Source organism: Kribbella sp. NPDC004536 (genome assembly GCF_042873835.1).
Taxonomy (GTDB): domain Bacteria; phylum Actinomycetota; class Actinomycetes; order Propionibacteriales; family Kribbellaceae; genus Kribbella.
The window spans coordinates 632,289-651,470 of sequence record NZ_JBIALY010000003.1; the positions used below are offsets into that span (position 1 = coordinate 632,289).

The window sequence follows — 19,182 nt, forward strand, 5'->3', positions numbered from 1 at the left end:
CTCCGAACGGTGACGATTGACCCGAGGGGGATACCGGTGCAGTACCGGGAGGTACGACGCCTCGACCCGCAACTGTTCACGTCGACCGCCGCCCTGCCCGACGGTTGGCATCCGCTGGCCAGTACGCCGACGTCCGGTGCGCTGGACTACATCAGGTCCCCGCTGCTGCGGGGATCCGGCGGATGCCTGACCGTCGTCTACAGCCCGCTCTTCGCCTGGCTGAACGCGATCCTGCGATCACCGCGCATCGGCTGGGTCGACAGTACGGCCGACAACGCGCTGGATCTGCTGGACGGCGGCACCATCATCCACCGCTCCGACGGCGAACTGACCGCCTTCCTCACCAAGTTCAAACCACAGTCCCTCACGACCGACGACGACGGTCTACCGGTATGACGCGGGGTCTTCGCGGACCAGGCGGAGGAACGCCTTCAGGCCCGCGATGACCTCCTGGTTGTCAGTCAGCCGGGAGAGGGAGTGCTCGAACTGACGGGCGTGCGCATCGACCTTGGTATGCAAGGCCCGTTCCCGCGTCTCGGCGAGAGCAGCCGCGGCCGCCTGACCGTGCTCGAGCCTGGCGAGGTGCTGGTCGTGTTCAGTCGAGCTGTGCTTCAGCAGCTCCAGTTCCGCCTTGAGGACCTCCAGTTGCCGGAGCGTCTCGATCAGGTCGTCACGGGGATGTTTGACCTCGCGCAGCATGCTGGTCATCCGCTCCCGCAGATACGCGAAGTACGCACCGGCAGGCCGGAAGAACGTACTGATCAGATACAGCCCGGCGAGGTAGTACCCGATCGCCCCACCCGACATATAGGTGATCAGGGCAACGATCCCCGCAGACACCAGATGCGCCCCGACCGCGAACCACCGCATCCGCCCCGCAATCCGCCGCGCCTCCGGCTCCCGCTCCGCCGGTACGTCGATCCCACGCTCCCGGCTGATCCGAATCTCGTGGATCAGCGCCTGCGCCTGGAACGACAGATTCCAAGGCACCGTCAACAACAGCACCAGCCACAGCAGACAGACCACCGCAAGCAACAACGTCAGAATCTCCGCGAGCGACACACCAGCAATCACCACCAACACAACCGCCACCACGGTGACCACCAACGCCCCACCCAACACCCAAACCTTCGCCATACCGGCATCGTCCCGCCGCCCGCGACAACTGGGATCTGTACAACTACTCAACTCGGCCAGTGGTGGTGCTCAGGAGTTGAGACAGCCGTCTCGCTGGCGAGAAATCGGTTGCCTGTTGGGTTTTCCGGGGGGTTGGGGCGGCCCCCGGCGCGTGCTAGCGTCCGCAGGACGCAGCACGGGGGCTGCGACACGGGAGGACGGGGAAGCATGTCCACTGATCTCAGTGGCCTGCCGGACGCGGAGCTGATCGCGCGGGTCCGGGACGCGGAGGTGGCGGCCTTTGCCGTCCTGTTCGAGCGGCATCGGGTCGCCGCGGCGGCGTTCGCCAGAGGACTTTCGCCGGACGCCGACGGCGAGGACCTGGTCGCCGAGGGGTTCGTGCTGGTCTTCGGGCAGTTGCGCCGTGGTGCCGGCCCGGACACCGTCTTGCGCCCGTATCTGATGACCACGATCAGGAATCTGCACATCCGCAGGTCGCGGCAGGATCGCAAGCTCGTACTGACCGACAGCGAGGAGACGTTGGACGCTCCGGTCGAGAGTACGGACGCGGCTGTCGACGCGTTCGACCGTGCGTCGGCTGTGGCGGCGTTGCGGTCGTTGCCGGAGCGCTGGCAGCGGGTGCTGTGGCTGGTGGACGTCGAGCAGCGGACGGTCTCCGAGATCGCACCGGAGTTCGGGCTGTCGGCGAACGCCGTGTCGGCGTTGGCGATCCGGGCGCGGGAGGGATTGCGGCAGGCGTACCTGCGTCAACATGTAGCGCTCGTCGTCTGCCGAAGCATCGCCGACGATCTCCCGTCGTACGTCCGCGGCACGGCATCGCAGCGGGCTGTCGCGCGGATCGAGGCGCATCTTCCGACCTGTGAGAACTGCGAGGCCGCGTACCGTGAGCTGGTCGAGGTCAACTCGCGGCTCGGTGTCCTGCTGCTGCCGGCGCTGGTGGTCGCCGGGTACGCCGCTCAGCTGCCCGGGGCGATCCCCGTACCGCTGATCGGCCGGGCGCTGCACGCCCTGAAGTCCAACCTCGCCGGCGTGAAGGTTGCCGTTGCCGTGGTGGGGCTGAGCGGGATCGCCGTCGCGGTGGTGCTGGCCGCGCTGGTCAGCCCGTCGGGCGGATACCGCGATCGGACCGAGGCGTTGATCCCTTCCTTGCCGGTGACCCACCCGACGGCCCCGCCGTCGACACCGCGCGACCCGACGCCGTCAGGGCAGCCCACGCCCACGCCCACGCCGTCCTCGGTCCGTCCGACCGTCAGCGTGGCAGCCACGCCACGCCGTCCCTCGACCGTACGGCCGGCGACAACCGCGAGTCCGTCTCCGACTGAGCGTCCGTCTCCGGCGAAGCCGCCATCCACGATCGAGCGGCCCAGGCCGGCGCCTGCCGTGAGCGCATCGCTGACCCAGCGCGGTACCTCCCAGAACTTCGACGCCCGCGTCGCTGTACGGACAGCACCTGGAGTGTCGGCAGTACGTGTCGTACTGCTGCTGCCGACCGGCACCACGCCTGCCGCGGGGCGGGATCGGCAATGCCGGACGTCAGGTGCCCGGCTGACGTGTGACCTTCCCGCCGGCGCGCAGGGAACGACCTTCGTCGAGGTCGAGCTGAGCTATCCACGGCAACCGCGAGCCTCGTTCGACGGGACTGCCGAAGCGCTTGCCGGGACGCAGGTCGTGAGCACGCGGCAGTTCGCCGCGACCTGCACGGTCAGACTGCCTGCGGCCTCGCACGGCAAGACCGAGCAAGCGGCGAAGCGCCGACCGCCGGGATAGCTCCCCGGCGTCCCAGCGGTCGGCGTTGCGGCGCCCCTGGGGTGGGGGTAGCAGGCGCCGCTCCAGGCGGACCCCGTGCACCGCCTGTCCTCAACCAACCTGAGACCTGAAGCCGCCGGCCGTGACGCGAAACCGCGAAACTTCGCGATCTTCGCGTCATCGGTCGCGGTCCGCGGTCTCTTGCTAACTGAACAAACAAGTGAACGGGGAGAAACGTATGGGTCTGGGAGAGCGCTGGTCCGGCGGCCGATGTCTGGTGGTCTGTCACGTGGACGACCCTGAGGAGGCTTCGGACTTCTATTCGAAGCTGTTCGGGTGGCACGTCGCGGCCGATCCGGTCGGCGACGGGTACCACCCGGCCTGGGTCGCGGCGGAGCCGATCGCGGCGATCGGGCCGAAGCCGGACGGTGTACCGACCCGGTCGACCTGGATCACGGTCTTCCCGGTGCACGGCGCCGTACCCCTGGTGGCGAGCGTGCGTGCCGCCGGCGGAGACGTGCTCGAGACCGGTCGAACGCTCGGCGCGCTCGGCACCGTGACGATCGCGGCCGATCCGGTCGGTGCCGTCTTCGGGATGCGTTCCGGTGCCGCGGACGCACTGCCCGAGGACGCTGAGTTCGGTCTACCCTGCTGGACCGAACTCAGCACTCGCGCGCTGCCCGTCGCCCTGGACTTCTATCGCGGTCTCCTCGGCTACGAGTACGGCCGCACCGACGAGGACGAGCGGGTCTCGGCGATCCTCGCGGTAGGACGCTCGCCGATCGCCTCGGTCCGCCCGTGTGAGACGGATCTCCCCGACGCGGTGAAGTCGACCTGGGAACCACACTTCGCCGTACCGAACTGCGACCGCTCCGTCGAACTGGCCTTACGCCTAGGCGCGGTAGTTCGCTCCGGGCCCCGCGACACGCGGGCAGGACGGATCGCCCTACTCCAAGGCCCGCAAGGCGAGAACTTCACGCTCGTCGAACACGTAACCGCCTCCCGCGTTACCTTGCTCGCCGCCGCATCCTCCCTCGGCCTCGAACCCCCGACCCGCCGCTCCGCCTAGCCCTGCGCCGGATCGCGCGGACCACCCTACTCAATCGGGTTGATGTGTCAACCCGAGCTTGTACGATGGAGGGCATGGGCAACGGACCGTGGCTCGACGACGGCGAGCAGAAGGCGTGGCGCAGCTATCTGTTGATGCAGCGGACGCTGGAGACGCACCTGGAACGGCACCTGCAGCGGGACTTCGGCCTGTCCAAGTCGGACTTCGAGATCCTGGTGAATCTGTCGGAGTCCGAGCACGGCCGGATGCGAGCTCATCAGCTGAGCCGGGCGACGCAGTGGGAGAAGAGCCGGTTGTCGCATCACCTGACCCGGATGGAGAAGCGCGGCCTGATCCGCAAGGAGGCCTGCGAGTCGCGGTATCCGGAGATCGTCATCACCGAGGAAGGGATGGCGGCGATCAAGGAGTGTGCGCCGGCGCATGCGGCGCGGGTGCGGGAGTTCTTCGTGGACGTGTTCGGGGCGGAGCGGTTCGCGATGTTGGGTGAGGTCGCGGACGAGGTCGTGGAGACGATCGGGAAGCACTGTGACACCGACTGTCCGTTGACCTCCTGAGAACTGGTTTCAGGGAGCTTTCAGGAAGACTTGACGGTGGCTTGATCTTCTCTTGGAGTGCGGCTGAGGGGCTCCGGCCGAGGCTTGGGGCATGGTCAGCACAGACGAATCCCAGCCCAAGCGGCCGCGCTGGTTGCGCCGCGCCTCCGCCGCTGCGATAGCGACCGCCGTCCTCGGCGTCGGCGCCACCGGCGTCTCGGTCGCGGTCGTCTCGTCGAAGCACTCGAGCACGTCGTCGGGTACGACAACGTCGACGAGCTCCGACGACGACAGCGGCAACAGCTCGTCCAGCTCCAGCAGCGGCTCCAGTTCGAGCAGCGGCTCCAGTTCCAGTTCCAGTGGCCTCGGCTCGACCGACTCCGGCTCCTCCAGTTCGCAGGGTGGGAGCAACGGGTCATGACCGCGTCGCGTACGTGGTCCGCGTGGAGTTGTACGGTCCGGCTGACCGTCGGCGACCCCGCCGTACTCGGCGCTGCGTGCGGTGAGCTCAAGGCGCTGATGGACCGCGTCGACAAGGCCGCGAGCCGGTTCCGGCCGGACTCCGAGCTGTCGATCGTCAACCATCGCGCCGGTGCGTTGGTACCGGTGTCGCGGCTGCTCGTCGACCTGGTCGACGTCAGCCTGGTCGCGGCGCAGGTCAGTGGCGGCGCGGTCGACCCGACGGTCGGGACCGCGGTGATAGCGGCCGGGTACGACGCGGACATCGAGACCGTACGGCGGCGTTTCCCGCAGCCTGCCGGCGAGCCGGCGACGGTCGCTGGCTGGCAGGACGTCCGGCTGAACCGGAAGCTCGCATTGCTCGGCGTACCGAAGGACTGCGCGCTGGATCTCGGCGCCACCGCGAAGGCGTGGACCGCGGATCGCGCGGCCAACCTGCTGAGCAAGCGGTACGGCTGTGCGGTTCTGGTCGAGATCGGCGGTGACCTGCGGGCCGCGGGTGTGCCGGAGAAGCCGTGGATCATCACGGTCGCGGAGCGCGCTGGTGAGCCAGGTGTGCTCGTCACGCTGGCCCACGGCGGTCTGACCACGTCCACTCGCACGGTACGGAGCTGGCAGACGGGCCACCACGTCATCGACCCGCGGACCGGTTGTCCCGCAGCCGGGCCGTACCGGACCGCGTCCGTCTGGGCGCCGACCGCCGTACGGGCGAACACCTTCAGTACTGCGCTCGTCGCGACCGGGGAGGCCGCGCTGGGACGGCTGAAGCTGGCGGGGCACCCCGCGCGGCTGGTCGACACCGACGGCGACGTCACCGAGCTGTCGGGCTGGCCGACTGCGAGCAGGGCCGCCTGATGACGCTCTGGTACCTGGCGCGGGCAGCGGGTGTGGTCACGATGATCATGTTCACGCTGTCCGCCGTGCTCGGCATGGTGATGCCTCGCGTCAGGTCGGCCGGGTGGCGGTTCTGGTTGCAGTACGTACACCGCTCGGCGGCCGTGACCGGTCTGGTGTTGCTGGTGACGCACCTGGTCGCGGTGTTCGCCGACAGCTACGTGAGCATCAGCCCGCTCGTTCTTGTTTGGCCCTTCGGTGCCGGCTACCGGCCGTTCGCCATGGCCGTCGGTGCGTTGGCGCTGTACGGCTTGGTGCTCGCCGCGCTCGTCGGAGCTGCCCGCGGCCGACTGGCTTCGTCCGAGAAGTTCACGAAGTACTGGCGCAAGCTCCACATTGCTGCGTCGGTCGGCTGGCTGCTGTCGATCGGACATGCATTGCTGGCCGGTACGGACCGCAGTACGCCGTGGATGCTCGGCATCACGGTCGGCTGTCTGGCTGCAGTCGCGACTGCGGGTGTGTACCGCCTCAACACGACAGCTGCTTGGAGGACACAGTGATCACCATTGACGAGACCAGGGTGATCGGTGAGGCCAGAGTCCTCGCCGGACTCGACCAGGGCCGTCTGGACCTCCAGCGACACGTCATGACACACGGTCCTCAGCCCTCGTTGACCCGGGACGAATACACGCGGCTCTGTGAAGCGGTAGGGCTCAGGGGGCGTGGTGGTGCAGCCTTTCCGGTCGCACTGAAGCTGCAAGACCTCCCGGCACGCGGTGTGGAGGCAGTGGTGGTCAACGGTTCCGAGAGCGAGCCTGCGAGCCGCAAGGACCGCCTCCTCCTCACACACTCGCCCCACCTCGTTCTTGATGGCGCAGTTGGTCTGGCGCACGCACTGGGAGCACCGCACGTGCTGATCGCCGTCCACGACACCGCTGCGGCGACCTCGCTGCGGGAGGCGCTGGTGGAGCGTGACGACCGGCTCGCGATCGAAGTACGGGAGACGCCTGGCCGCTTCGTCGCGGGGGAGGCCCGTGCGGTGCTGAGCGTGCTGGAAGGCGGTACTGCCGTACCACCGGGGCGCAGGGTGCTGCCGACGCGTAAGGGGTACCACCGGCGGCCGACGTTCCTGTCCAACGTGGAGACGTACGCCCAGCTCGCCGTGCTGGCGCGGCTCGGGTCCCGTGGATTCAGCAGTACCGGGCTGATCAGCGAGCCGGGCACGCAGCTCCTGACGATCAGTGGCGCCGTACGGCGGCCAGGTGTGATCGAGACACCGACCGGTGTCCCACTGGACACAGTCCTGCAGTACGCCGGTGCAGAGCCAGGCCCTGTCCTGCTGGGTGGGTACCACGGCCGCTGGCTACCGCAGACCGAAGGCGTGACGCTGCAGCGACCTGAGGTGTCCGCGGGCATCATCCTGGCGCTCGGCTCCGATACCTGCCCGCTGGGAGAGGTCACTCGGGTGGCCGAGTGGCTGAGAGGTCAGTCGGCCGGCCAGTGCGGTCCCTGTGTCTTCGGGCTGGCGTCGCTCGTCGACGACTTCGCCAGGATCACCGTCGGCGATCCGGACGGCTGGTACGACGCGCAGCGGCATCTCGGGCTGGTTCCGGGCCGCGGAGCGTGCGCGCACCCGGACGGCGTTGCGAGGTTCCTCACATCGGCGCTCGAGGTGTTCGACCAGGACGTACGGCGTCACCTGAACGGTCAGGGGTGCGGACGGCCCGTGCTCGGAGTACTCGGAGGGACGCCGTGAGCAAGCCAGGGAGCAAGCCAGGGAGCAAGCTGGAGATCGACTGGACGCGGTGCGACGGACACGGCTTGTGTGCTGGCCTGTTGCCGGAGGACGTGGTCCTCGACGAGTGGGGTTTCCCAGTCCTGCGGGGCCGCGAAATCACCGGCGGTGAGCTCCCGGATGCACGCCGCGCCGTCCTCGCCTGCCCGGCCCTCGCGCTACGTCTCACCAAACGATGACAGGCCCGTCCCGACACCACACCAGTGACAAAGGTGGACTAATCTCTGAGTGACCGCACAATGTCGTGCGGTCCGGCGGGAGCGACGCCGAAGTCACGTGTGGAGACGGTGGGGAATGCAGAGCAAGCTGGACGTTCTGAAGGCCGATGTGATCGCCAAAGCGGTGGCCACGGGAACTCATGGGCACGACAAAATGGTCGACCCGGTCAAGCTGAAGACCTTCCTCGAGCAGTACTACCGGCACGTAGCCGCCGAGGACGTCGCCGAGCGCCAGCCGAACGACTGTCTCGGTGCCGCACGGCACCACTACAAGTCGGCCATGTCCCGGCCGCAGGGCACGGCGAAGGTACACGTGTTCACCCCGACGCCGGAGGAGAACGGCTGGTCCGCCTCCGGGCGCACCGTGGTGGAGATCGTGGTCGACGACATGCCGTTCCTGGTGGACAGCGCGTCGATGGCGATCACCGAGCGCAACCTCGAGCTGCAGCTGCTGATCCACCCGCAGTTCGTGGTCCGCCGCGACGTCGCCGGCACGCTGCAGGAAGTGCTGGACGACACCACCGCCGCGGACGGGCACGACCTGGTCCGCGAGAGCTGGATGCACCTCGAGATCGAGCGGATCGCCGACGTCGCCGAGCACCGCGCGCTCGAGCAGGAGCTGCAGAAGGTCCTGAACGACGTCCGCGAGGCGGTCGAGGACTGGCCGAAGATGCACGAGAAGGCGGTCACCATCGCCGCCGGGCTGAACGCCGCCGACCTGCCGGTGCCGGAGAGCGAGGTGGAGGAGGCGCGCGAGCTGCTCGAGTGGCTGGCCGACGAGCACTTCACCTTCCTCGGCTACCGCGAGTACGACTTCACCATGGAGGGCGACCAGGGCATCCTGCGGGGTAGCCCGGGGACCGGCCTGGGCATCCTGCGGCCGGACCCGAAGCCGGGCTCCGGCAAGCTGCCGCCGGAGGTGAGCGCCAAGGCGCAGGAGCGGAAGCTGCTGATCCTCACCAAGGCGAACTCCCGCTCCACGGTGCACCGCTCGACCTACCTGGACTACGTCGGCATCAAGCAGTTCGACGAGAACGGCGAGCCGATTCGCGAGTGCCGGTTCATCGGCCTGCTGTCGTCGACGGCGTACACCGAGAGCGTCATGCAGGTGCCCGTACTGCGCCGTAAGGCACTGGAGCTGTTCCGCCTCACCGGGTTCGACCCGAACAGCCACAGCGGCAAGGGCCTGCTGGACGTGCTGGAGACGTACCCGCGTGACGAGCTGCTGCAAGCACCGGTGGAGGACCTGCTCCCGATCGTCCAGTCGGTGCTGCACCTCCAGGAGCGGCGCGCGGTCAAGCTGTTCGTACGCCGTGACGTCTACAACCGGTACCTGTCCTGCCTGGTGTACCTGCCGCGCGACCGCTACACCACGGCCGTCCGGCTGAAGATGCAGCAGATCCTGAAAGACGCCATCGGCGCTGAGAGTGTCACGTACGCCGCGTACGTGACGGAGTCCGTCCTGGCCCGCGTGCACTTCGTCGTCCGCATGAAGCAGGGTGAGACTGTCGGGGACTACGACGCCGACACCCTGGAGCAGAAGGTCATCGAGGCGACGCGTGCCTGGGAGGACGACTTCACCGCGGCACTCCACGCACAGGGCGGCGACGGTGCGGTCACGAAGCTGTTCAGGCGGTACGCCCAGGCGTTCCCCGAGGCGTACAAGGAGGACTTCGACGCGCGCGTCGCGGTCAACGACGTGCACATCCTCGAGGGGCTGCCCGCGGACAACGGGCTGGCCATGTCGCTGTACAGCCCGATCGACGAGGAGTGGGAGGGCGAGCGCCGCTTCAAGGTGTACCGCACCGGTTCGGCGTTGTCGCTCTCGCAGGTCCTGCCGCACCTGAGCGCGATGGGCGTCGAGGTGGTCGACGAACGCCCGTACGAGATCCGCTGTGGCGACGGCACGATGGCCTACATCTACGACTTCGGTCTGAAGGTGCCGCAGGACACCGAGGAGCGCGACGAACTGCGCTCACTGTTCTCCGACACGTTCCGTGCGGTCTGGGACGGACGGGCCGAGTCCGACAAACTCAACGCGCTCGTGCTGCGGGGCAGCCTGAGCTGGCGGCAGGTGTCGATCCTGCGGGCGTACCAGCGCTACATGCGCCAGGGCGGCACGCCGTTCAGCCAGGGCTACATCCAGAACACCTTCTTGAACCACGTGGACGTGGCGAGGCTGCTGGTACAGCTGTTCGAGACCAGCTTCGACCCGGGGCGTGGTCCGGCCGACGACCCGGACCGGACGATGCGTACGGACCAGCTGGAGAAGGAGATTCTCGCTGCGCTGGACACGGTGCAGAGCCTGGACGAGGACCGCATCCTCCGGTCGTACCTGACCGTGATGAAGGCGACCCTGCGGACGAACTACTTCCAGCCGGGTCCGGACGGGCAGCCGCGGTCGTACATCTCGCTGAAGCTGGAGCCGAAGGCGATCCCGGACCTGCCGCAGCCGCGGCCGGCGTACGAGATCTTCGTGTACTCGCCGCAGGTCGAAGGTGTGCACCTGCGGTTCGGCGCGGTCGCACGTGGCGGTCTGCGCTGGTCGGACCGGCGCGAGGACTTCCGCACCGAGGTGCTCGGCCTGGTCAAGGCGCAGATGGTGAAGAACTCGGTGATCGTGCCGGTCGGCGCGAAGGGCGGGTTCTACGCCAAGCAGCTGCCCGACCCGTCGGTGGACCGGGACGCGTGGCTGGCCGAGGGCATCTCGTCGTACAAGACGTTCATTTCCGGGCTGCTGGACATCACCGACAACATCGTTGCCGGTGACATCGTTCCGCCTGCTTCCGTTGTGCGGTACGACGGCGACGACGCGTACCTGGTGGTCGCCGCGGACAAGGGCACGGCGACGTTCTCGGACATCGCGAACGGGGTCGCGAAGGAGTACGGGTTCTGGCTCGGCGACGCGTTCGCGTCCGGCGGCTCGGTCGGCTACGACCACAAGGCGATGGGGATCACCGCCCGCGGCGCGTGGGAGTCGGTCAAGCGGCACTTCCGGGAGATGGGTGTCGATTGCCAGAGCGAGGACTTCACCGTCGTCGGCGTCGGCGACATGTCCGGTGACGTGTTCGGCAACGGGATGCTGCTGTCGGAGCACATCCGGCTGGTCGCGGCGTTCGACCACCGGCACATCTTCCTGGACCCGGCACCGGACGCGGCCGTCTCGTTTGCCGAACGCCGCCGGCTGTTCGAGCTGCCGCGGTCATCGTGGGCGGACTACGACTCGGCGCTGATCTCCGCCGGCGGTGGCGTGTACCCACGCACCGACAAGGCGATCCCGATCTCGCCCGAGATCCGTTCCGTACTGGGGATCGAGAGCAGCGCGCCGACGCTGACGCCGGCCGAGCTGATGAACGCGATCCTGAAAGCCCCGGTCGACCTGTTCTGGAACGGCGGCATCGGGACGTACGTGAAGTCGACCGGCGAGACGAACGCCGACGTTGGCGACAAGGCCAACGACGCGATCCGGGTGAACGGTTCCGAGCTGCGCGCCCGCGCCGTCGGCGAAGGCGGCAACCTCGGGTGCACCCAGCTCGGCCGGATCGAGTACGCCGCGGCCGGCGGCCGGATCAACACCGACTTCATCGACAACGTCGCCGGCGTGGACACCTCCGACCACGAGGTGAACATCAAGATCCTGCTCGACAAGGTGGTCGCGGACGGCGACCTGACCGAGAAGCAGCGCAACGACATCATCGCGTCGATGACCGACGAGGTCGGCGCACTCGTACTCAAGAGCAACTACCGGCAGAACATCGCGCTCGCCAACGCCAGTGCGCAGGCGGCCGCACTGATGCACGTCCACCAGGACTGGGTCCGGCGGCTGGAGCGGCAGGGCCTGCTCGACCGCGAACTGGAGTTCCTGCCGAGCGTGACCGAGTTCAAGCGGCGCAAGGCCGAGGGACGCGGGCTGACCTCGCCGGAGCTGTCGGTGCTGATCGCGTACACCAAGATCGTGATGGAAGCCGAGCTGCTCAAGACCTCGCTGCCCGACGACCCGTTCCTGAAGCACAAGCTCGCCAGCTACTTCCCGAAGGCGATCCAGGAACGCTTCGGCGACCAGATCCAGAGCCACCAGCTGCGCCGCGAGATCATCACGACGCAGGTCGTCAACGAGTTCGTGAACACGTCCGGCATCACCGCGTACCACCGGCTCTCGCTGGAGACCGGCGGCACCGAGGAGGACGTCGTGCGTGCGAACCTCGCGGCGTCGCGGATCTTCGCGCAGCCGGAGCTGTTGTCGCGCAACGCTGAGCTGGACAATGTCGTCGACGCCGAGACGCAGACCGGGATGCGGCTGGAGACGCGCACGCTGGTCGAGCGGGCGACCCGCTGGCTGGTGTCGAACAGGCGGCCACCGGTGGACATCGAGGAACTGATCGAGTTCTTCGGGCCGGGGATCGCGAAGCTGACCGCGGCGCTGCCCGACGTACTGCGGGGCCGTGAGCTCGCGCTGTTCGAGCAGCGGCGCGAAGCCCTTGTCCAGAAGGGGGTTCCGGAGGATTTCGCGACGCGGATCGCAGTCCTGCCGCCTGCGTACGCTGGGCTCGGGATCGTGGAGACCGCGTCCCGCGACGACATCGACATCCTCGAGGTCGCCAAGGTGCACTTCGCGCTCGGGGAGCGGCTGCAGCTCGGCCGCTTCCTGGAACGGATCATCGGCCTGCCCCGCACCGACCGCTGGCAGACGATGGCCCGCGCCGCCCTCCGCGACGACCTGCACGCCGTCCACGCCCGCCTGACCCGCCAGGTCCTGGCCGGCACCGATGCCTCCGCCGAACCCGAGGACCGCGTCATCACCTGGCAGGACCAGAACGCCGTAGCCCTGTCCCGCGCCTCCTCCATGCTCGAAGAAATCGTCGAAACCGAAGGCCCCGAACTAGCCCAACTATCAGTAGGCCTCCGCCTGGTCCGAACCCTGATCGCCAACCAGGCCTAACGTTCCGAGACGACGACGTCGACGGAGTACTGGTCGGCTCGGTAGCAGTGGCTGCCGTATTCGACCGGGGTTCCGTCGGCGGCGTAGGCGGAGCGGGTCATGGTGATGAGGGGCTCGGCCTTGGACATGTGCAGGGTGCGGCGTTCCTCGGCGGTGGCGTTGCGGGCGCCGATGCGCTGGCGGGCCACCGTCGGGCGGATGCCGCGGGCGCGGAGGACGGCGTACAGGCCCTCGTTCGTGAGCTGTTCGAGCGTGAGGTCTTTGAGGGCCGGAGGCAACCAGTTGCGCATGATCGCGAGCGGCAGGTCGTCGGCGTACCGAAGTCGCACGATCGACACCAGCGGCGTACCGGGCGGGAGTTCGAGTACGGCGGCGGCGCGTTCGTCCTGCGCGGCGCAGTCCAGCGTGAGTACTTCGGTCCGCGGCGTCCGGCCCTCGCGGGCGAGGTCGTCGTACAGGCTGGTGAGCTCGGCCTTGCGGTGCACCATCTGGTTCGCGACGGTCGTTCCGATTCCGCGCCGCCGGACCAGTAGGCCCTGGTTGACCAGTTCGGAGATCGCCCGGCGGACCGTCGGCCGGGACAGGCTGAGCCGGTCGGACATGCCGATCTCGTTCTCGAACGGATCACCCGGCCGCAGCCGCCCGTCGGTGATGGCAGCGGTCAGCTGCTCGGCCAGTTGGTGGTACAACGGCACCGGGCTGCTCCGATCGAGCTGGATCGGCATCAGCGCAGTCATGGGCGGATCGTACCTGCTCATGTCCAGACGTGAGAATGTGTTAACAAAGTATTGACACCCCGGGGCGGGGCCGGAAAGCTGACGGGCGGACCGGCGCGCCGTCGCGCGCTCGAGACTTGAGAGGGGCTGCGCGGATGCGGATCGGGTTGGTCGGGGTCGGGCGGATCGGGGCGTTCCACGCCGCGACGCTGAAGGACTTGCCGGCGGTGGATCAGGTGGTCGTCGCCGACGCGGACCCGGCCCGGGCCGAGGCGATCGCGAAGGAGCTCGGCGTGTCGTCGGCCCCGGACGTACCGGCGCTGCTCGCGTCCGGCCTCGACGGGTTCGTGATCGCGGCTGCGACGGCCGCGCACGCCTCGCTGATCGCGGCGGGGCTCGAGGCCGGCGTACCGACGTTCTGCGAGAAGCCGGTGGCGCTCGACCTGGCGGAGACGTCGCGGGTGGTGGAGCTGGTCGAGGCGTCGACGGTGCCGGTACACATCGGTTTCCAGCGCCGCTTCGACGCCGGGTACCAGGCTGCCCGGGCCGCGGTGCAGTCGGGTGAGCTCGGGTTCGTGCACCACATTCGCGCGAACACCAACGACGCGTTCCCGCCGCACCACGAGTACATCCCGCAGAGCGGCGGCTTCTTCCGCGACTGCACGGTGCACGACTTCGACATCATCCGGTACGTCACCGGCCGCGAGGTGGTCAGTGTGTACGCGACCGGCGCGAACCGTGGCGAGGCCTTCTTCGGCGAGTACGGCGACGTCGACTCGGCCGCGGCGCTGCTCACCCTCGACGACAGCACGTTCGTCGCGGTCAGCGGTACCAGGTACAACGGCGCCGGTCACGACGTACGGATGGAGCTCCACGGCAGCCTCGGTTCGCTCGCCGTCGGCCTCGACTCCCACACCGCGCTCCGTTCGGCCGAACCTGGTGTCACGTTCCCCGAAGGACCGCCGCACATGACCTTCATGGATCGGTTCCAGCCGGCGTACGTCGCCGAGTTGACCGCGTTCACCGAGGTCGTCGCAGGCACCCGCGAGGTACCGTGCACCGTCCGCGACGCGCTCGCCGCGTTCCGGATCGCCGACGCCTGCGAACTGTCCCGCCACGAGAACCGCATCGTCACGCTGTGAAGGGTTTCGAGATGACTGAACTTGCTGCCCGGATCGCCGGGGCCCCGATCTCGTGGGGTGTCTGCGAGGTGCCCGGCTGGGGATGGCAGTACGACGCCGCGACCGTACTCGCCGAGATGCGCGAGGTCGGGCTGGCGGCGACCGAGTTCGGGCCCGACGGGTTCCTGCCCGACGACCCGTCCGACAAGGCGAAGACGCTCGCCGACGCCGGCCTGCGGGCGGTCGGCGGGTTCGTTCCTGTCGTACTGCATGATCCCGCTGTCGACCCCGCTCCTGAGGTTTCTTCGGCTCTGGAGGGGTTCGTGGCGGCCGGCGCGGGGACGCTGGTGCTCGCTGCGGCGACAGGTGCCGAGGGGTACGACGATCGTCCGGTGCTGGACTCGGCCGGTTGGAGTACGTTGCTGCGCCGGCTCGACGAGCTGTCTTCGCTGGCCGCGTCCCGCGGGGTGCTGGCGACGATCCATCCGCATGTCGGCACGATGGTCGAGAACGCCGACGACGTCGCGCGGGTGCTGGAGGGTTCGTCGATCGGTCTGACGCTCGATACCGGGCATCTGCTGATCGGCGGGGTCGACCCGGTGGCGCTGGCCGTCGAGAACGCCGCGCGGATCCGGCACACGCATCTGAAGGACGTGGACGCCGCCTGGGCCGTACGGGTGCAGTCGGGCGAGGTCACGTACACGGACGCCGTTCGGGCAGGTCTCTACCGGCCGTTGGGCTCGGGCGACATCGACATCGCCACGATCGTCGGCACGCTCGAGAAGTCCGGGTACGACGGTTGGTACGTCCTCGAACAGGACACGATCCTGCAGGCCCGGCCGGCCGACGACGGCCCGGTGGCCGACGTACGGGCGAGCATCGCCCACTTGCACGGGATCGCCGCGACGGTCCGATGACGCTGCGTGGTTCCGCGGGACGCGAGGTCCCGACGGACCGGCGGGATGGGAAGGTCTGATGGTGGACGGACAGCTGGACGTACTGACGATCGGGCGGATCGGGGTCGACCTGTACCCGCTGCAGCTCGGCACGCACCTCGAGGACGTGACCTCGTTCGGGAAGTTCCTCGGCGGCAGCGCGACCAACGTCGCCGTCGCCGCGGCCCGGCACGGCCGCAGGTCGGCGGTGATCAGCCGAACCGGCAACGACCCGTTCGGTACCTTCATCCACCGCGCGCTGGGCGAACTCGGCGTCGACGACCGCTTCGTCACGCCCGTCGACGGCCTCCCGACCCCGATCACGTTCTGCGAGATCTTCCCCCCGGACAACTTCCCCCTGTACTTCTACCGCTTCCCCAAAGCCCCCGACCTGGTCATCAACCCGTCGGAGCTCGACCTCGAAGCCATCCGCAACGCCCGCATCTACTGGTCCACCGTCACCGGCCTCTCCGCCGACCCCTCCCGCACCGCCCACTTCACGGCCTGGGAAGCCCGCGGCCGGAAGCCTGCCGACGACGCGTTCACCGTGCTCGACCTCGACTACCGGCCGATGTTCTGGGCGGATCCTTCGGAGGCGCACGAGCAGGTTGCGCGGGCGCTGGAGCACTGCACGGTTGCTGTCGGCAACCGTGAGGAGTGCGAGGTCGCCGTCGGCGAGACCGACCCGGACAAGGCCGCGCAAGCGCTCCTCGACCGCGGCCTCGAACTCGCCGTCGTCAAACAAGGCCCCCGCGGCACCCTCGCCCGGACCCGCGACGAGCGCGTCGAAGTACCGCCGTACCCAGTAGAAGTGGTCAACGGCCTAGGCGCCGGCGACGGCTTCGGCGGCGCGCTCTGCCACGGCCTCCTCGCCGGCTGGCCGCTCGAGGAGATCATCCGCTTCGCGAACACCGCCGGCGCGATCGTCGCCTCCCGCCTCGAATGCTCCACCGCCATGCCCACGACCGCCGAGGTCCTCGCCCACCTGGGAGCCGAAGCATGACCCCCCAGGACGAAGACCAGTACTCCGAGAACGCCCGCCCTCTCCCCATCCGCCCCCGCCCCACCGAAGACCCGGACGCCACCATCCAAACCCCAGGCCCGAACGACCCCACCATCCGAGTCCCGCGCACCACCCCCTCCACCCACGCCGCCGCACCCAACGACCCAACGATCCAGTCGACGCGCCCCACGGCGTCCAACGACCCGACAATCCGCTCCACCCACGCCGCGGCCCCCAACGACCCAACGATCCAGTCGACGCGCCCCGCAGCGTCCAACGACCCGACCATCCGGTCCACCCGCCCCACGGCGTCCAACGACCCGACGATCCAGTCGACACACCCCACCGCCTCGAATGACCCGACCATCCGCTCGACGGGCCCCACGGCCTCTAACGACCCGACCATCCGGTCCACCCACCCGACAGCGCCCAATGACCCGACGATCCGGTCGACGCGCCCTGCGGTCTCCAGCGACCGGACCATCCGGTCCACCACCCCTACGCGCACTCCGGGCTCCAACGACCCCACGTTCGAAGCCACCCGGTCGCCGGCCCCCGACGACCCCACACTCATCACACCCGCGGCAACCACCCCCCGCCCCGCACCAGACCCCGCCCCACAAGCCGCCACCTGGTGGGTAACCCCATCCCCAACCACCCCACCCACCCGCACCCCGTCCCCGAACGACCGCATGCTCCGAGGCCGGACCCCGAACGAACCAACACCTCCCGGTACGTCACCGAGCACCCCAACACCGAGCACCCCAACAACGCGCACCACACCGCCGAGCGACCCAACGCTTCGCGCCGCAGGGCACACTGACCCAACGCCCCGCGGCCCAGCACCAAGCGATGCAACGTCCCGCGGTATGGGGCCGAGTGACGCGACGGCCGGTGGTATTGAGCCGAACGACCCGACGGTGATCGCACACCGTCCCCACGACCTGAGCGCAGCAACGTACGCCGAACAGAACGACCCAACTGTGATCTCCCGCCACCCCGGGACACCCCACGTACCAGGCGCCGACGACATCACCGTCATCTCAGACCCAGACTTCGGCGCGAACGACCCCACGATCGCCACGAGCCGACCTACCGCTCCAGCACCTGACACCCACAGCACTGCGGCCCACCGCTCCGGCGTACCAGCACCAAACGATCCCACGACCGCGCAACGCGGTGCAGACACACCCGCCCATGCCGCCCGCGAAAATGCGGCGCCCCGACGCGACGTACCCGAGGCTGCGTCCCGCGAGCATGCAGCGCGCGAAGACAACGCACCTCGGGCCGATGTTCGCGAGGGTGCAGGGCTCCAAGGCGATGTGTCTGGGGCTGGCGTTCGCGACGGTGCGGGGCTCGGAGACGACGCACCCGGAGCTAATGTCCGCGAGGGTGCAGCGCTCGGTGGTGACGTACCTGGGGCGGGGGTCCGGGGGGTCGCCGCGGGACGGGCTGACGTACCTGGGGCTGATGAACCGACGGCCGGGGCAAGACAGGCTGCGGTACTTGGGGCCGATGAGCCGACGAGCGCGGCGCGGCGGGCTGATGTGGCTGGGCCGGATGACGTCACCGTGATCGCGGATCCGACCGACGTGAACCTTGGGGCGAACGAGCCGACTGTTGCAGTAAGTCGGAGCGACGTCCCCGGGCCCGATGATGCGACGGTTCTCATGAGCGCCTCGCCGTCTGTGAGTGCGGACGGTCAGACCACGGTGATTGCCAACCTGAACCTTCCAGCAGAGCAGTCCACAGGTGCGCGGAACGCTGATACTCCTCAAGCCCCGCCCGGACATCAGCTGACCGGGCAGACCCTCCGCGGCACCCAACAGGCGACCCTCTCGCCCCGCAAGCCGTCCACCCAACGTCCAGCCGACCAGCCGGTCGCCGACACACAACAGCCCCAGACAGATCCAGCCCGGGCCGATCAGACTCGCGCGGAGGCGGCCGGTACGGAGCAAGCCCGCGCGCAGCAGCCTGGTGTGGAGCAGGCTGGCGTCGAGCAGCCTCGAACGGAGCAGGCTGGCGCGGAGCACGTTCGCGCGGCGCGGGCCGGCGGCGAGGAGGCTGACGCAGAGCAAGCTCGCGTGGAGCAGGCCGGCGCGGAGCAAGCTCGCGTGGAGCAGGCCGGCGCGGAGCAAGCTCGCGTGGAGGAAGCTGGCGCGGAGCGGGCACGGGCGCAGCAGGGTCACGCAGAGTTGGCCGCAGACCAGATCGCGGTAGAGCAGTCTGGTGGAGGGCGGGCTGGTGTGCAGCAGGTTCGCGCTGAGGCGGCTTCCGTTGATGGGGCATCCCTGGGCGCGGCGCAGGCCGGGCCCGGGGGAGCTGGCTCTGGGCGGGAGGACGCGGCGCCTGCTGGGGTTGAGCAGGTGCCGGGCGCGCAGATGCGGCATGAGCGGTCGCTGGACGATGAGACCTGGGCTGATCGGGCTCGGGACGGGCAGTTGCAGGCTGAGCCCTTGCAGGCGGAGCAGGCGGGGGTCGAGCCGTCGCGAGCAGAGGGGACTGAGCAGGCCCGGGACGAGCAGGCCCAAGTCGACCGGGCCAAGGATGAGCAGGCTCAGGTCGAGCGGGCAAGGGCTGAGCAGGCTCGGGTTGAGCGGGTCGGCCTTGAGCAGGACCAGGTTGAGCGGGCCGATCATGCCGCGGCCGAGCAGGTGCGGGCGGAGGAGGGGCCGGG

16 protein-coding genes are annotated in these 19,182 nt (G+C 69.0%); 12 read left to right on the forward strand and 4 right to left on the reverse strand.

The window, feature by feature from the left end:
- Positions 1–36 precede the first annotated feature (36 nt).
- Positions 37–396: a DUF2278 family protein gene (locus ACFYRU_RS28255; protein ID WP_387663843.1), complete on the forward strand. Its 360-nt coding sequence runs from the start codon at positions 37–39 to the stop codon at positions 394–396.
- Here ACFYRU_RS28255 and ACFYRU_RS28260 read toward each other — a convergent pair.
- Positions 385–1,137, reverse strand: coding sequence for a hypothetical protein (locus ACFYRU_RS28260; protein WP_387663845.1), 753 nt, complete (start codon positions 1,135–1,137; stop codon positions 385–387). The genes ACFYRU_RS28255 and ACFYRU_RS28260 overlap by 12 nt on opposite strands.
- Positions 1,138–1,344: 207 nt before the next feature.
- Between ACFYRU_RS28260 and ACFYRU_RS28265 the strand changes: the two genes are divergently transcribed.
- From ACFYRU_RS28265 to ACFYRU_RS28275, 3 genes are all read left to right on the forward strand, one after another.
- Entirely contained in the window at positions 1,345–2,904 is a 1,560-nt protein-coding gene (locus ACFYRU_RS28265; RefSeq protein ID WP_387663847.1) for a sigma-70 family RNA polymerase sigma factor, read from the forward strand.
- A 268-nt stretch (positions 2,905–3,172) separates the two neighbouring features.
- Positions 3,173–3,952 carry a VOC family protein gene (locus tag ACFYRU_RS28270; RefSeq protein ID WP_387663849.1) on the forward strand — a complete coding sequence of 260 codons (780 nt, stop codon included), beginning with the start codon at positions 3,173–3,175 and terminating at the stop codon, positions 3,950–3,952.
- A gap of 74 nt (positions 3,953–4,026) precedes the next feature.
- Complete coding sequence (locus ACFYRU_RS28275; protein ID WP_387663851.1) at positions 4,027–4,506, forward strand: MarR family winged helix-turn-helix transcriptional regulator; 480 nt, start codon at positions 4,027–4,029, stop codon at positions 4,504–4,506.
- Positions 4,507–4,515: 9 nt separating this feature from the next.
- On the opposite strand, the gene ACFYRU_RS28280 is transcribed toward ACFYRU_RS28275, so the two are convergent.
- On the reverse strand, positions 4,516–4,896 hold the full coding sequence (locus ACFYRU_RS28280) for a hypothetical protein (protein ID WP_387663853.1): 381 nt from the start codon (positions 4,894–4,896) through the stop codon (positions 4,516–4,518).
- Positions 4,897–4,902: 6 nt separating this feature from the next.
- Between ACFYRU_RS28280 and ACFYRU_RS28285 the strand changes: the two genes are divergently transcribed.
- The 5 genes from ACFYRU_RS28285 to ACFYRU_RS28305 all read left to right on the forward strand — a co-directional run bounded on the left by ACFYRU_RS28285 (position 4,903) and on the right by ACFYRU_RS28305 (position 12,730).
- Complete coding sequence (locus ACFYRU_RS28285; RefSeq protein WP_387663855.1) at positions 4,903–5,799, forward strand: FAD:protein FMN transferase; 897 nt, start codon at positions 4,903–4,905, stop codon at positions 5,797–5,799.
- A complete protein-coding gene (locus tag ACFYRU_RS28290) occupies positions 5,799–6,338 on the forward strand; it encodes a hypothetical protein (RefSeq protein WP_387663857.1) in 540 nt (179 codons plus the stop codon). The genes ACFYRU_RS28285 and ACFYRU_RS28290 overlap by 1 nt, the downstream gene beginning before the upstream one ends.
- A gap of 86 nt (positions 6,339–6,424) precedes the next feature.
- On the forward strand, positions 6,425–7,534 hold the full coding sequence (locus tag ACFYRU_RS28295; RefSeq protein ID WP_387666029.1) for an NADH-ubiquinone oxidoreductase-F iron-sulfur binding region domain-containing protein: 1,110 nt from the start codon (positions 6,425–6,427) through the stop codon (positions 7,532–7,534).
- A complete protein-coding gene (locus tag ACFYRU_RS28300; protein WP_387663859.1) occupies positions 7,531–7,752 on the forward strand; it encodes a ferredoxin in 222 nt (73 codons plus the stop codon). The genes ACFYRU_RS28295 and ACFYRU_RS28300 overlap by 4 nt, the downstream gene beginning before the upstream one ends.
- A gap of 115 nt (positions 7,753–7,867) precedes the next feature.
- Entirely contained in the window at positions 7,868–12,730 is a 4,863-nt protein-coding gene (locus ACFYRU_RS28305) for an NAD-glutamate dehydrogenase (RefSeq protein ID WP_387663861.1), read from the forward strand.
- On the opposite strand, the gene ACFYRU_RS28310 is transcribed toward ACFYRU_RS28305, so the two are convergent.
- Complete coding sequence (locus ACFYRU_RS28310) at positions 12,727–13,467, reverse strand: GntR family transcriptional regulator (RefSeq protein ID WP_387663863.1); 741 nt, start codon at positions 13,465–13,467, stop codon at positions 12,727–12,729. The two genes, ACFYRU_RS28305 and ACFYRU_RS28310, sit on opposite strands and share 4 nt — an antisense overlap.
- 134 nt (positions 13,468–13,601) lie before the next feature.
- On the opposite strand from ACFYRU_RS28310, the gene ACFYRU_RS28315 reads away from it, so the two are divergent.
- Genes ACFYRU_RS28315 through iolC form a run of 3 tightly spaced genes read left to right on the forward strand, consistent with a single transcriptional unit; the run spans position 13,602 to position 16,505 of the window.
- On the forward strand, positions 13,602–14,588 hold the full coding sequence (locus tag ACFYRU_RS28315; protein ID WP_387663865.1) for a Gfo/Idh/MocA family oxidoreductase: 987 nt from the start codon (positions 13,602–13,604) through the stop codon (positions 14,586–14,588).
- 11 nt (positions 14,589–14,599) lie between these two features.
- Positions 14,600–15,484, forward strand: a complete 885-nt coding sequence (locus ACFYRU_RS28320) for a sugar phosphate isomerase/epimerase family protein (protein ID WP_387663867.1) — start codon at positions 14,600–14,602, stop codon at positions 15,482–15,484.
- A gap of 58 nt (positions 15,485–15,542) precedes the next feature.
- Positions 15,543–16,505 carry a 5-dehydro-2-deoxygluconokinase gene (gene iolC / locus ACFYRU_RS28325; RefSeq protein WP_387663869.1) on the forward strand — a complete coding sequence of 321 codons (963 nt, stop codon included), beginning with the start codon at positions 15,543–15,545 and terminating at the stop codon, positions 16,503–16,505.
- 1,043 nt (positions 16,506–17,548) lie between these two features.
- On the opposite strand, the gene ACFYRU_RS28330 is transcribed toward iolC, so the two are convergent.
- The gene (locus tag ACFYRU_RS28330) at positions 17,549–19,144 is read right to left on the reverse strand and encodes a hypothetical protein (RefSeq protein WP_387663871.1); all 1,596 of its coding nucleotides are present in this window, start codon (positions 19,142–19,144) and stop codon (positions 17,549–17,551) included.
- Positions 19,145–19,182: the final 38 nt, after the last annotated feature.

Bases quoted from the DNA above. Each gene is read 5' to 3' on its own strand.
- ACFYRU_RS28260 (WP_387663845.1), bottom strand. From the start codon at position 1,137: ATGGCGAAGGTTTGGGTGTTGGGTGGGGCGTTGGTGGTCACCGTGGTG.
- ACFYRU_RS28265 (WP_387663847.1), top strand. From the start codon at position 1,345: ATGTCCACTGATCTCAGTGGCCTGCCGGACGCGGAGCTGATCGCGCGG.
- ACFYRU_RS28275 (WP_387663851.1), top strand. From the start codon at position 4,027: ATGGGCAACGGACCGTGGCTCGACGACGGCGAGCAGAAGGCGTGGCGC.
- ACFYRU_RS28285 (WP_387663855.1), top strand. From the start codon at position 4,903: ATGACCGCGTCGCGTACGTGGTCCGCGTGGAGTTGTACGGTCCGGCTG.
- ACFYRU_RS28290 (WP_387663857.1), top strand. From the start codon at position 5,799: ATGACGCTCTGGTACCTGGCGCGGGCAGCGGGTGTGGTCACGATGATC.
- ACFYRU_RS28295 (WP_387666029.1), top strand. From the start codon at position 6,425: ATGACACACGGTCCTCAGCCCTCGTTGACCCGGGACGAATACACGCGG.
- ACFYRU_RS28305 (WP_387663861.1), top strand. From the start codon at position 7,868: ATGCAGAGCAAGCTGGACGTTCTGAAGGCCGATGTGATCGCCAAAGCG.
- ACFYRU_RS28310 (WP_387663863.1), bottom strand. From the start codon at position 13,467: ATGACTGCGCTGATGCCGATCCAGCTCGATCGGAGCAGCCCGGTGCCG.
- ACFYRU_RS28315 (WP_387663865.1), top strand. From the start codon at position 13,602: ATGCGGATCGGGTTGGTCGGGGTCGGGCGGATCGGGGCGTTCCACGCC.
- ACFYRU_RS28320 (WP_387663867.1), top strand. From the start codon at position 14,600: ATGACTGAACTTGCTGCCCGGATCGCCGGGGCCCCGATCTCGTGGGGT.
- iolC (WP_387663869.1), top strand. From the start codon at position 15,543: ATGGTGGACGGACAGCTGGACGTACTGACGATCGGGCGGATCGGGGTC.
- ACFYRU_RS28330 (WP_387663871.1), bottom strand. From the start codon at position 19,144: ATGATCGGCCCGCTCAACCTGGTCCTGCTCAAGGCCGACCCGCTCAAC.